12 protein-coding genes are annotated in these 12,036 nt (G+C 68.4%); 4 read left to right on the top strand and 8 right to left on the bottom strand.

All coding sequences use genetic code 11. The features are described from left to right. Nucleotides 1-231 precede the first annotated feature (231 nt). A complete protein-coding gene (locus tag Asi03nite_RS32095; protein WP_203684263.1) occupies nt 232-519 on the top strand; it encodes a radical SAM protein in 288 nt (95 codons plus the stop codon). A gap of 255 nt (nt 520-774) precedes the next feature. Here the strand turns inward: Asi03nite_RS32095 and Asi03nite_RS32090 are convergent, their stop codons facing one another. Further along, on the bottom strand, nt 775-966 hold the full coding sequence (locus Asi03nite_RS32090; protein ID WP_203684262.1) for a hypothetical protein: 192 nt from the start codon (nt 964-966) through the stop codon (nt 775-777). 122 nt (nt 967-1,088) lie between these two features. Between Asi03nite_RS32090 and Asi03nite_RS32085 the strand changes: the two genes are divergently transcribed. Next, nucleotides 1,089-1,829 carry a GntR family transcriptional regulator gene (locus Asi03nite_RS32085; protein WP_203684261.1) on the top strand — a complete coding sequence of 247 codons (741 nt, stop codon included), beginning with the start codon at nt 1,089-1,091 and terminating at the stop codon, nt 1,827-1,829. Between the two features lie 200 nt (nt 1,830-2,029). On the opposite strand, the gene Asi03nite_RS32080 is transcribed toward Asi03nite_RS32085, so the two are convergent. From Asi03nite_RS32080 to Asi03nite_RS32055, 6 genes are all read right to left on the bottom strand, one after another. After that, nucleotides 2,030-3,172, bottom strand: a complete 1,143-nt coding sequence (locus Asi03nite_RS32080) for a restriction system modified-DNA reader domain-containing protein (protein WP_239103078.1) — start codon at nt 3,170-3,172, stop codon at nt 2,030-2,032. Nucleotides 3,173-3,174: 2 nt separating this feature from the next. Then, nucleotides 3,175-4,023 carry a nuclease-related domain-containing protein gene (locus tag Asi03nite_RS32075; RefSeq protein WP_203684259.1) on the bottom strand — a complete coding sequence of 283 codons (849 nt, stop codon included), beginning with the start codon at nt 4,021-4,023 and terminating at the stop codon, nt 3,175-3,177. Nucleotides 4,024-4,137: 114 nt separating this feature from the next. Beyond that, entirely contained in the window at nt 4,138-6,177 is a 2,040-nt protein-coding gene (locus tag Asi03nite_RS32070; RefSeq protein ID WP_203684258.1) for a hypothetical protein, read from the bottom strand. Further along, on the bottom strand, nt 6,174-6,545 hold the full coding sequence (locus Asi03nite_RS32065; RefSeq protein ID WP_203684257.1) for a hypothetical protein: 372 nt from the start codon (nt 6,543-6,545) through the stop codon (nt 6,174-6,176). The genes Asi03nite_RS32070 and Asi03nite_RS32065 overlap by 4 nt, the downstream gene beginning before the upstream one ends. Further along, the gene (locus Asi03nite_RS32060; RefSeq protein WP_203684256.1) at nt 6,542-8,944 is read right to left on the bottom strand and encodes an AAA family ATPase; all 2,403 of its coding nucleotides are present in this window, start codon (nt 8,942-8,944) and stop codon (nt 6,542-6,544) included. The genes Asi03nite_RS32065 and Asi03nite_RS32060 overlap by 4 nt, the downstream gene beginning before the upstream one ends. Further along, a complete protein-coding gene (locus tag Asi03nite_RS32055; RefSeq protein WP_203684255.1) occupies nt 8,937-9,365 on the bottom strand; it encodes a hypothetical protein in 429 nt (142 codons plus the stop codon). The genes Asi03nite_RS32060 and Asi03nite_RS32055 overlap by 8 nt, the downstream gene beginning before the upstream one ends. Nucleotides 9,366-9,389: 24 nt before the next feature. On the opposite strand from Asi03nite_RS32055, the gene Asi03nite_RS38190 reads away from it, so the two are divergent. Further along, nucleotides 9,390-10,079 (top strand): type II toxin-antitoxin system prevent-host-death family antitoxin, encoded by a 690-nt coding sequence (locus Asi03nite_RS38190; protein WP_239103074.1) that lies wholly within the window; start codon nt 9,390-9,392, stop codon nt 10,077-10,079. Then, nucleotides 10,076-10,345 carry a Txe/YoeB family addiction module toxin gene (locus Asi03nite_RS32040; protein ID WP_203684254.1) on the top strand — a complete coding sequence of 90 codons (270 nt, stop codon included), beginning with the start codon at nt 10,076-10,078 and terminating at the stop codon, nt 10,343-10,345. Before Asi03nite_RS38190 ends, Asi03nite_RS32040 begins: the two co-directional genes overlap by 4 nt. 297 nt (nt 10,346-10,642) lie before the next feature. Here Asi03nite_RS32040 and Asi03nite_RS32035 read toward each other — a convergent pair. Beyond that, nucleotides 10,643-12,036, bottom strand: a 1,394-nt coding sequence (locus Asi03nite_RS32035; RefSeq protein ID WP_203684253.1) for a non-reducing end alpha-L-arabinofuranosidase family hydrolase, incomplete at its 5' end; no start/stop codon positions are given.

The following is a 12,036-nucleotide window of genomic DNA, read 5'->3' as shown; positions in this document are numbered from 1 at the left end:
CGCCCTCGGCCATCACGACACCGAGACCGGCTACGAGGTCCGCTTTGGCGAGTCCGTCGAGGAGACCGCTCGACACATCCGCGAGGCCGGCAATGTCCGTACCCTCGTGCTCTGGTCTTTCTATTCTCCTGACGCGGCCGCGCTGGCCGAGGAGTTGAAGCAGATCAGGGGCTTGGCGGACGGGCCCAATGTCGCGCAACTGGCCGGGGCGCGCACGCCACCGCCGAGCCGGTGCAGACGCTCAACGCCGGCTGGGACACGGCGGCGACCGGTGAGGGTCAGTCCACGCTGATCAGACCGGTGGACGCGAAGGGCGACCCGGCAGGGATCGCCGGCCTGGCCTACCGGGATGCGACCGGCGCGGTGAAGAGGACCGGCGAGGCCAAGCAGCGGCCCCTCGACGACTTCCCGGGGTTCGCGCTGAAGTTTGGCAAGATCAACGCCCTGGAGATCATCCGCGGCTCCATCTACGCGTGCCGGTACAAGCGCCAACTACCACCTGTCCAGGCGTGTCTTTGAAAGCGCTGACCACCCCCTTCCCTGCCGAGGTCACCCGGTCCAGTGGAGGAAGCGTTCGAACAAGTCCTTTGCTGGGGTGCGCGGCATGTCTCGGGCGGCCTCCTCCAGTAGGTCCCACATCAGGATGCGCAGTGCCGTCGGGTCCTCCAGCGGCCGACAGTTCAGCCCTGGCCGTTTCGCAGGGCCGCGGAGCGCCGCAGGCCCGGCAGTTCCAGCTCGGGTGCCCCTCGGTGTGCTCGCTGCTCACCGGCTGCCTTATCCCCGGCACTCGCGTTCCCTCAGGGCGTAGATCGCCGAGGTGCCCTTACCGTCGTCCATGTCGGCCACCGCGAGGTCACGAGCGGGGACCGAGATCTCGTACCCGCTCCTGCTGCCCGTGTCCAGCCACACCCGGACCTCGCCCTCGCTCGGCAGCTCACGCGGACCCACCACCAGAATCGCCTTCACGGCCCCTGCCCTCCGTCCGGCCCAGGTGCAGTAGCTTCGAGCCCGCACCTTCGATCTATCTGAGCTGGAAGGGCTGTGAACACTAAAGGACTGTTCACTCTGAACACGGGTAGTGTGAACACATGGGTGAACCGGCTTACCGAGACGTGGCGAACGCGATCCGTGCCGACATCGAAGAGCGGCGGCTGGTCGAGGGCGACCGCCTGCCGACCGTTCGGGACCTCGCCCAGCGCTTCGGGGTCCCCACCGGCACCGTCGCCAAAGCTGTTGACCTCCTCCGTGCTGACGGTGTGATCGTCTCCCGGCACGGCAAGGGCCTCTACGTCCGCACCTTTGGGCGCGTCCTCCGCTCGTCCCCGAAGCGGCTCGCGAAGTCCTGGTGGGCTGAGGGAAAGTCGATTCAGGACCACGACACCAACGGGCGGCTCCGCGTTGTCAACGTGATCGTGGAGGAGGCCCCGGCCTCCGAGGGGATCGCGGAGGCGCTCGGCGTGCCGCCTGGGGCGGCTGTGCTGACTCGTGCCCGCCGCTTCGCCATCGAAGACCGCATCGTCCAGACCGCAACGAGCTATATCCCGCTGGACGTGGTGGCCGTTGCTCCCGCCGTGGGCTACACCGGCCCTGGACCGGGCGGCATGTACGCGCGGATGGCGGAGGCCGGGCTGGGGCCGGAGACGTTCCGGGAGACACTGCTGTGTCGGATGCCGACGGACGGCGAGGCGGAGGCGCTGAGCCTGCCCCGAGGCACCCCGGTCATCGCGGTGACCCGGCACGCCTACACCAGCACCCGGCGGTGCGTGGAGGTCAACGAGATGGTGCTGGACGCCAGCGCCTACACGCTGGAGTACGTCTTCAACGCCTGACCGGCAAGCCTCAGGGAGCCACGTCCGTGAAACTCAGGCTAACCACGACATCGATTCAGGTCGAGGCTTAATGTGCTCAGTTCAACGCTCTCCGTAAGCGGGGCGCCTCCACCCAATGATGTTCTGCCCACCGTTGCCCGGACCGCGATGGCCACACGGCGAACAGGCGCCATGGGAAGCGCCTTGTGCGGGCGTCGGGTTCACATGCCGCCCGGATCACGGCTGCTGTCGAGGTCTCGGGCGGTTCGGCGTCGGATCTCCTTGATGCGGACCACGTCGCCGCTGATCGAGTCGGTGGTGTGCCAGAAGTCGAGCCCATCGGTTGAGATCTTCGACTCGGGTGCGTCAAATCCAAGAGTCTCCAGCTTGGCCGCGCGACCCGCTGCGGACAGCGTCGAGTAGATCTGTCCGTTGTAGCGGACTCGGCCGTCGGCGAGTAGTTCACCGTGATGGGTGATACCGCGATAGTCACCGTGGAGGGCGGCTCCTGGCCGGAGGCGCCCGGTGGCGATCATGTCGGTCACCTTGATCAGTCGTTCCTGCGAGGTCACCGCCTGCCGGGCTCGGCGGCCGACGGCGGGCCTGTCGTTACTCGGCAGGGCGGACGGTGTGGTGATCGTGGGGTGCGGCGGCGGGTTCTCCGCGGTGCCGGAAAGTAGGACGGGCTGGCCGACCGGTGTCGGGAAATCGAAGGTGGCGCGGGCCCGCATGAGACTCGTGCGGATCTCGTCGGTGGTCAGCCGGGGCAAGCGCCGGTCGAGAAAGGCGACAAGCTCGGGCGCCGGCTCGGTCCCGCTGAACATGCTGGTCAGCTCGGCGTGAACCTGACGGTCGACGAAAAAGCCGTTCCACAGCTCGCCGATCCGGTTGTCTCGCATGTTGTCCTTGCTCAGCAGGCTGAGCAGTTCGATGGCCCGCTCGGGGTCGTCGATGCGGACGGCCTTGAATAGTTTCTGCTCGATGGGTACGGGGGCGTGCGCATTGTAGATCCGCCACTGCATGCCGTCGGTGAGCGCGACCCACTCGACTCCGGCGGCTGTCGCGTACGCGATCGTCTGGTTGGCCCAGCGCGGTACGTCCAAGTTCTCGCCGAGGCCTTTCGCCTCAATGAACAGCTTTGGTGTGCGCAGGAGCAGGAGGGCGTAGTCGACCGGGTTGTCGGTGCCTCTGCGCCGGTATTCGTGGGAGACCTCGTCGGGATCTCGCAGATCCCAGCCGAGCGCTTCGATGATCGGGCTGATCAGGCTCGCCTTGGTGTTCTGCTCCCCGAGCCGGTGCGGATTCCGCTGGAAACGCTCCAGCCGTTCAGCGCATTGCTTGACGACATCTCGCAGGTCGAGCATTTTCACCCCCGTCTGTCACCTCGGCCGCCGGATCCGTCGCGCCGTCGCTCGTGAAACTGGTGGTCGCGGCGGATCAGCGCGACGATTCTCTCGCATGACTGCGAGTCGAGGGCGACGGCATGCCGGTCGATCGCTGCGAGTAGATGTGCGGGATGGGTGCCGATGGCGTGCACCGTCGGGTTCCCGAATCGGCCGAGGGTCGCCTGCTCGTGCATGATCATGACGGCGGTGCGGATCGGCACGGGCAGGTCGTTGCGGGCCAGCCAGGCGCGGAGGTCGGCCGCGACGTCGTTGACCTGCCGTGCCCAACTGCGCCCGCCACCGTCTACGGCCAAGCCTTTGTCGACGAGGTTGCCATAGGAGTCGAACTTCTCGTACCACCACTGCTCACCCGCGGCGTGCAATCGGATCCGGCGCCGTTTGACCTCGACGACCCACACCCCACCAGGGCCGACCAGCACATGATCGGTCTCACCCCGACGGTTGCGATAGCCGCGAATCATCACCCATGAATCGTCCAGAACGGACAACCCGCGTTGGAGGGCTTCCTCGCCCGACACACCGGCCGCCTGCTGCCGCGCCCGCCCATCGAGACGCTGCCGGCCCGCATCGGCCGCGGCCACGCCCTGCCACGCCTGCCGGATCCGGGCCGACGCCGGCCGCTCCTCGGCCGTGGATACCTCCAGCAGCCGCCGCCACCACGACTTGCGGCGGCGGCTCGCGTCGAGATCCTGGCGGGCCCGCGAGTACGAGTCGTGCCAGGCGGCCACGGTTGTCTCGGCGTCGCGCAACTGGGCAATGGTCTGACCCGACTGCTTACCACCATGGTCGGAGAGAACCAGAATCCGCATCGACAGCCTCCCCAGTGAGGAACTTCGCCACGAATATCACGAGAAGTAACTGAATGGCTACCTTTGGCTTCCGTTCGGTTGGGTTCGGCCACATGAATCGCGTCAGCTTCCGGGTCAGCGGAAGCTTGCGGTGGGAAGGTGGTCACCGACGTAGCCGATATGGATGCGTCCAGTCCGGCCTCCGGTGTCGTCGTGGAAGTGGATCCGCGGACACGGCGTACCGCCCTGCTGGATCTTGATGTGGGCCTGCATATAGGCCCGACCCGACGCCTCCACGTGGACCGGCACCGCGAAGGTGCGCGCTTCCCGCAACCTCGGCGTGGTCGTGGTCGTCTCGGATTCGTTCAGCGCAACCCACGTCGCCGGGACCGCGGCGCCGCCCGACGGAGGCGCTTTGCACCAGGCCAGGAACGAATTGGTCCAGGTGCCGGTCGCCCGCCCCTCGGCGTAGGCATTCAGCGCCGCGAGCGCCTGCCAGATCTTGATTGCCCACCGCTCCGCCTGGGGATGCACGTCCAGTCCGGCCGCCGCGTCCGAGGTGGCCCCGATGGACAGGAACGGCAACCGGGCCGCCAGTTCGAGCGTCTCGACCACGTTGCCGGGCAGAATCATCTGACCGGGAGTCTCCTGGCCGGCGACGTGCACGTGATGGGCGGTCAGCTCGGATTCGAGCCAGCGGATCCGGGCACGCAGCCGCTCGTTGTCCCGTTCCAGGTCGGTCAGCTCGATCTCGCCGAGCTCCGAGCCCAGCCGCAGGTCCTCGACCTCCCCGCGCACCTTCTGCTCCTCGGTGAGCTGAACGGTCAGGTCGTCGATCTCGGCGTACAGCATCGTGATTTCCGCACCGGCCTCCGCGAGTTTCTCGCCGGCCTCGGCGTTCGCCGCCATCGATCGCAGCAGCAGGTCCTGCAGGGCGAGACGCTCCGCGGTCAGGGCCTCGACGTCGGTTGGCTCGCCGACCAGCGCGATCGCGCTCGGATCAACGCCGGCCAGCGTGAGCGTGGCCCGCAGCAGCCGGTTCCCCTCGGCGGTCTCGGCTGGCGCCGGCGTCTCGGGAAAGTTGACACTCCTGGTGATGCCGGGGAGTACGGTCGGTTCGCCGGGGGTCGGGAACAACGCCGGATGCGCGGCTGGCGGCCGCCGATCCGGCATGGTCCGCGCTGCGGACCCGCGCGACAGAGCGCGGCGGACCAGCACGTAGGACGCGGGCGGCGGGCGGCGGGTGGACAGGGTCAGAACCTGGTCCCGTACGGCGTTGGCCGACCGCTGCCCGAGCGCACGCATGCTGGTGGCGGACAGGATGCGGTGCCGCCTTGGAAACGGCTCGTTCGGCGTCAGCCCCGGCAGATATGTCCGCATCGCGCCGCCGTACACCTGCAGATGCGTACCGGCCCGGCGGTTGAAGACCGCCGCCGCGGCGACATTGTGCAACCGAACCACCACGGCCACCCCGGTGACATCCCGGGCGAGACGTCTGGCGAAGCGCGCCTGGTCCTCCGGTTGTTGCTGATCAGGACTGAAGACGATCACCGGAACCCGGCGGCGGGGGTCGAACAGCCAGCCGCGGAGCTCATCGACGTGGCTCTCGGTGATGTCGAGAACCTCCGATGTCAACGGCAGCGATGCGTCCGTGCCCTCGACCTCGGCGAGCAGGTCACGGATCAGCCGCGGACTGCCCGGCCGCACCGGTGCGGTCTCCGGAGCCCGGTGGTGCTCCAGGTCCAGCCACACCCAGGACCGTTGCGGCCACGGCGGTTCGGCGCCGAACAACGTCGCCGGCGCGTCCGTCTCCGGGAAAAGAGCGGCCTGCTCGGCCTGATGGGGCACTGCGAGGCGCAGCGAGGTGGTCCACCGGTTTCCATCGGCCAGCCGCTCCTCGAGTCGGAACACCGCCGCCTGCAGCCGTCGGCCGGTCGACCGGTCGGTGTACGCCCCGACGCTGCCCCGTACGAAACGGTGCGTGTCGTCCGCCTCCGCTTCCGCAGCACCGCCGGTCAGCAGTTCTGCCGCGCTGACCGGCACGTTCTTGCCCGTAGCCCAGGCGGCGAAGAGTTCCGCCGCCCGCGACCGTAGATCGGGCTCGGCCGAGCTGAACAGGCTCCGGTAAACCAGCTCGGCCGGCACCTCCCGGCTCTGCTGCCAGCTGCCGCTCATCGCGGCCCGGCCACGGCGGCGTCCTGCAGGCGCTCGGCCACCACGACCAGTTCGGCGCGCAACCGCAGCAGTTCGCCGATCGTCAGTCCCAGCTCGTACCGGTGATGGTGCCCGGCCCGGGACAGCGCCCACCACAGATAACCCGCCCGTCGGGCGATCTCCTCACCCGCGTACGCCGGCAGCATCAGCAACTTGGGCCGCTGTGCGCGGACCGCGCCGATCTCCGGCCGAACCCGTGCCCAGAACCGGTCGAGCGCCGCCTCCAGTTCCAGCCGCAGCAGCCAGGCACAGGCCCGCGGCCACGTCCCCCGGGCACCCGGCACGGTGGAGGTCAACAGCCGGTCCGCAGTCGCCAGGTATGTGCTCATCGGAGCCTCTCCACCAGGTCGGAAGTGCTCTTGACCAACGTCGTCATACTGGCGCGCCGGGTGCCGTGCGCACCCTCGGCCACCGCGCGCAAGGTGTCGGCGGCCCAACTACCGTATGTCTGGTCGAGGTATGGATAAAGTTCATCGCCTCGTTTGAGATCGCCGAGCAGCGTCAGGGTGAGCCGCTGATGCGCGGTGTTAGCCGCGGCCAGCTTCCGCTCCACCTGCCGATGCGTGGCGCCCTCCCGGTAACGCCGTGCCCGGTAGGCGTCCATGGATGCAGCCTCCAGCGCCGACCGGCAGAAACCAGCCACCACCGGATACCGTGCGTCGTCCGGCAGCGACTGCGCCGCGGCCAAGGCGAACGCGTCGGCCAGGTACCGGTCGGCCGGGTCGTCGGCCATCCGCAGGTCGACCACCGACCGGGCCCGCCGGCTCACCTCCCAGACTGTCGCCTCCAGCCCGAGCCGCCGGATCGCCTCCGGCAGCCGATCGTCGTGGGTGAAAACCACGACTTGCCGGCTCTTCGCGATCTCGCCGAGGACCTCGGCCAGCCCGTCCACCTTTGCCGGGTCCATGCTTTGGACCGGGTCGTCCACGATTACGAACCGGTACGGGCTGGCCTCGGCCGCCGCCCGCGGCAGGAACACCGACAGGCCGAGGGCGTGCAGCTCGCCCTGGCTCATCACGGCCAGCGCATTCGCCTCGGAGCCGTCGACGGCCACCGGGAACCGCACCCGCCGTTGTGTGTTGGCCCCCTCCATCCGCATCTCTCGGAGTTCGACGTTGCTCTCTTGGCGCAGCCGCCGCCAGATGTGCTCCGACTGCCCGACGAACGCCGCCAGTCGCTCACCGCGGATCCCGCCGAGCGCGGCGCCGAGCGCGGCTCGTGCCGCCACCAGCCGACTCAGTTCTCCTGCCTCGGTCTGGACCACCTCGGCGGCGGCCAACCACCGGCGCAGCGCCGCGGCCGGTTCCTGCCAGACATTCTGCCGCCGGACCAGCCAGCGGGTCGCGGCCTCGACTAGTTCCGCGTAGGCCGTCACGACACGTTCCCAGGCCACCCGTACGGCCGCCACCCCTGCGGCCGTTCCGGGCAGCTCCGACAGCACTTCGCGCAGCCGGTCGGCCGGCTCCGGCAACACGCCGGCCAGCGCGTTCCCGGCCCGGCTGAGCTCCCGGCGTACCAGCGCGAGGTTTTCCTCAACCGCCCGCCGGGCGGTCTCGACCCGGCCGGTCGCCGACCGCGACTCCGCGGCGGCGGCCTCCAGCCGTACCGCCGCCGCCTGCGCCTCGGCCCGCCACACCGCATCGAGATGCCCGGTACGGCACACCGGGCACCGTTGATCCCCTTCCGCCGCGTGGTGCTCGAGCGCCCTGCGCAACAGATCCGCGGTACGCCCGGCCGTCGCCGACCGGCTGCCGCCGAGCCGATCCGCGTCCTCCTGCGCCACCGCCAGTGAGTCCAGTGTGGACGCGAGATCCGGCAGATCGTCGTCGAGCAACCGGCGTGCGGCGGCCGCAACCGCCGCGTCGGTGCCTTCCCCGTCACCGGCCGCCAACCGTGTCAACGCGGTCAGATCAGCCCTGCCGGCCCGGCTGCCGAGCGCCTTGAGCGCCTGCCCTGCACGGTCGTCACCGACCTCGGCGAGTTGGACCTTCAGCTGGCTGAAACCGGCTTTGACCGCCTTCACGCGGTCCTCGCGCTCCTTGCGCCGTGCCTGCAGCCGGGTGTCGGCGGCGGCCAACGGGCCGAGACCGAGGATCGGAGCGAGCGAGTCGTAGAGTTCGGCCGGCTTCGCGGTGATCACCCGCTCCAGGTCCCGGGCCGAGAGGAACGGCCGGTAGAGGCCGACTTTTCCGAGCCAGGCCGGCGCCACCGCGGGCTGCCGGGTGGCATCCTCCGGGTTCTTCGCCGAGGCGTCCCAGTGCCGGCGGATGGTCACCGGCGGGTGTTCACCGCCGAGGCGTAGCCGGACCGTGATCTCGGTGTCGCCGTCGTGATGCAGGTTGCGCCAGCCTTCCCGGAACACCACCGGCCGACCGGCCCAGCGCATCGAGTCGTCGGTCAGCGCCAGCTCGGCCGCCTCGGCGAAACTCGACTTGCCGGAACCGTTGCGTCCGATCACCAGGGTGAGTCCCGGCCGTGGCCGCAACGGCAAGGTGGCTGCCCGGCCGACTCCACGGAAGCCGGCGACCTCGATCGACTCCAGGAAGACGTCCGGCGATTCCGTCGCACCGGGTTCGGCGTCGCCGTCCTTCGTCAGCGGTTGCGGGGCCGTACCGGTGGCCAGTGTCGCGTCCAGTTCCTCGTCGCCGTGGAAGGCTGCCAGGACCAAGCCGGCCACCACCGGATCGGTGCCCGCCAACCGTGTTCTCAGTTCGGTCTCGTCATCCATCACTTCCCCGATCCGTGGTCAGCGGCCCCGGCCGCCGGGCCACCTGCAGGCAGGCTTGCATGGTCTCCACCGGTACGCGCATCGCCTCGGCGAGCACCGAGAGCACGCCGACCCGACCACCGCTACGTTCGGTCACGTCGTTATACAGGCCGAGTAGCGATCGATGAAAGGCGTCGCCGCTGTCGGGCATCTCGGCCAGGCGATCCTCCACGTATCGGCGGACCATCGTCCGGTAGCCGCCGACCATCGGCATCTCGTGGAACTCGGCCGTCATGTCACTGACGTGCCGACCGACCCGCCGTAGCGTCTCCGCGGTCACCTCGTCCGCTTCAGCCGTGCTTGAAGCCCAAGGCGATGCCGTCGGCGGCGACGTGAAGGCCTGCGCGACGGCGTTGAACAGCGCCGAAGCGATCTTCGACAAGGCTGACCGGACCAGTGAACCGCAGTGGATCGGCACGCCACCGCGGAGCCGGTGCAGACCCTCGATGCGGGCTGGGATATGGCGGCGATCGGAGAGGGTCAGTCAACGCTGCTCAGCCTGGTCGACGCGAAGGGGGACCCGGCTGGGATCACCGGGCTGGCCTACCGGGACGCCGCCGGCAACGTGAAGCGGACCGGGAAGGCGAAGCAGCGGGATCTCGACGACTTCCCCGGCTTCGCGCTCACGTGGGACAGGTTCAACGCCCTGGAGATCACCCGCGGCTGCGTCTACGCGTGCCGGTTCAAGCGGCAACTACTACCTGTGTGCCCGATCGACGAGGCACGATCGGGTGCCTGTCGAGTCGATGATCAGGTTTCTGCGGCTTCCTGCGTGGCCAAGCCGGAGGCAAGGTTGTACGGTATAGCGTACAACCTAGGGGGGGTCATGAAGGTCATAACCGCGTCCGACCTGCGCGCCAACCTTGCCAACGTGTTCGACGCCATCGAGGACGACGCCGAAGATCTTGTCGTTACCCGAAGCGGGCACGAGCCGCTGGTGGTCATGCGTAAGAGTGAGTACGACGCCTGGCGGGAAACCGAGTACCTGTCTCGGGGCGCCAACGGCCGCGAGTTGCGGCGCCGGATGGCGGAGATGGAAGCGGGCGAAGGTGTTGTGCGCGAGTTGATCGGGGATGACGCGGAGCCTCGTAGGTGAAACTCGTATGGCACCCGAGCGCGTGGGACGAGTACGTCAGCTGGCAGACGGCTGACCGAAAGGTCCTCAAGCGGACCAACACGTTGATCAAGGATATTCAGCGCGGCGAGGATGGCGGTATCGGCAAGCCCGAACTCCTCAAAGGCGACCTCTCGGGATGGGCATCCCGGCGGATCAACGAAGAACATCGGCTGGTGTACCGAATCGCAGGAGCTTCGGACCAGTTGGAGATCCTGTCCTGCCGGTACCACTACGTGGAAAAATAGCGGCGGGTGTCCGGCTTCAACCGCGGGGTGCCGCTGGAGGACGAGGGGGGTGTATCTACGCCTGCCAGTAGAAGCTTGAACTACTACGTGTCTGACGATCGAGCGGCTGGTCATATCGGTGCTCGAAGCTTTCACCACGATCGGGTCGGCGCCCAGCCGTGAGGCGAGCCTCGTTCTGTCCTTTGTCGGATCGACGTTCGGACGTCTACCGCCCGGCCGGGCAAACGGGCGGCGTGCCCGGCGCCATGGCAGCGCCGGACACGCCCGAGCGGTCAGCAGGTGGACTTGTTCCGGTCGCTACCGCTGCAGTGTCAACACACCCGGCCGCCACGGCAGCAGGTTGTAGTCGCCTCCCGCGCTGGGGTTCTTGCCCTGGTACAGGAACTGGAGGTTGCACGGATCGATTGTTTTGGTCTGGTCGGGGTTGGTGCGGACCAGGTCACCGTGGCTGATGTCGTTGGTCCAGGTGGCACCGCTGTTGGCCTTGCCGGCGAAGGGGTTGCTCTCGCTGGCGGCCTGCGGGGTCCACGAGCCGCTGAGGCTGTTGGAGGTGAAGGAGCGGAAGTAGCGCCCCTGGCTCCCGATCGCCTCGACGATCATCAGGTACTGGTTCTGGCCCTGGACCTTGTAGACCTCGACCGCCTCGAACAGGTTGTTGGTCGAGTCGCTCATGATCGTCGTGTAGTTCGAGCCGAAGCTGCCCGGGAAGTTACCGAGCGGCATGCTGGACCGGTAGATCTTGCCGTTGTCCCCGGCGAAGAAGAGGTACATGTTCTGGTCGTCGCCGATGAGGGTCTGGTCGATCACGCCGTACGGGGCGTCGGGGAGGCTGGCGGTGGAGAGCGTCTGTGCCGAGGACCAACCGTTGGCGTTGGTCGGATCGCTCGACGTCTTGTAGCTGAACGAGGTCGGTCCCCACTGGTATGCCAGCACCCAGATGTTCTTCGGGGCGAAGTACAGCAGCGTGGGCGCCACGGTGCCCTGGCTCATCCCGGTCTGGCTGGCCGAGGCCATGTCGGACCAGTTCGTGAACAGGCTGAAGTTCATCGAGCCGTACGAGCCGCTGCTGTTGACGTTGGACGCGTAGACCAGGTGCTTGCCGTTGTAGACCACGTTGGTGAAGTCCTTGAGCGAGACCCAGCCGTTCTGCGGGTTCGCCAGGGCACCGGTCGACGACCAGCGGTAGGTCGACGGGAGCGAGCACGACCCACCCGGGGATTGCGACGGCGAGGCCGAGGGCGATGAGGTGGGACCGCTGCCGAAGTTCGTCCGCCACTGCTGGTTGGACTGGCCGTGGCAGTCGTACAGCTGGATCTGCTGCCCGTTGGCCGTGCCCCACACGTCCAGGCACCGGCCGGACTGCACGCCGCTGATGGTGCCGTTGGAGTTGACGTTCCACTGCTGGTTCGTCTGGCCGTTGCAGTCCCAGATGATCACCGCGGTGCCGTTGGCCGTGGCCTGCCCGTTCGCGTCGAGGCACTTGTTCCCGTACACCTGCAGTTGCTTGCCGCCGGTGTAGGTCCACTGCTGGTTGGTCTGGCCGTTGCAGTCGTAGAGCTGTACTCGGGTGCCGTTGGTCTGCGACGAGTTCGGCACGTCGATGCACCGGCCGGACTGTGCCCCGACGATCGTGCCCGAGCCACCGGGCGTGCCCGGGTCCGACGGTCCCGGCGACGACGGGGTCGGGCCGG

Origin of the sequence: Actinoplanes siamensis (assembly GCF_016862395.1) — a bacterium.
In the GTDB taxonomy this organism is placed as follows: Bacteria; Actinomycetota; Actinomycetes; order Mycobacteriales; family Micromonosporaceae; genus Actinoplanes; species Actinoplanes siamensis.
Note: the sequence above shows the minus strand (reverse complement) of the source record. Positions and strands in the feature narration are given on the sequence as shown.

Excerpts from the sequence above, each read along its gene's own strand:
- Asi03nite_RS32085 (WP_203684261.1), top strand. The coding sequence starts at position 1,089 with ATGGGTGAACCGGCTTACCGAGACGTGGCGAACGCGATCCGTGCCGAC.
- Asi03nite_RS32080 (WP_239103078.1), bottom strand. The coding sequence starts at position 3,172 with ATGCTCGACCTGCGAGATGTCGTCAAGCAATGCGCTGAACGGCTGGAG.
- Asi03nite_RS32075 (WP_203684259.1), bottom strand. The coding sequence starts at position 4,023 with ATGCGGATTCTGGTTCTCTCCGACCATGGTGGTAAGCAGTCGGGTCAG.
- Asi03nite_RS32070 (WP_203684258.1), bottom strand. The coding sequence starts at position 6,177 with ATGAGCGGCAGCTGGCAGCAGAGCCGGGAGGTGCCGGCCGAGCTGGTT.
- Asi03nite_RS32065 (WP_203684257.1), bottom strand. The coding sequence starts at position 6,545 with ATGAGCACATACCTGGCGACTGCGGACCGGCTGTTGACCTCCACCGTG.
- Asi03nite_RS32060 (WP_203684256.1), bottom strand. The coding sequence starts at position 8,944 with ATGGATGACGAGACCGAACTGAGAACACGGTTGGCGGGCACCGATCCG.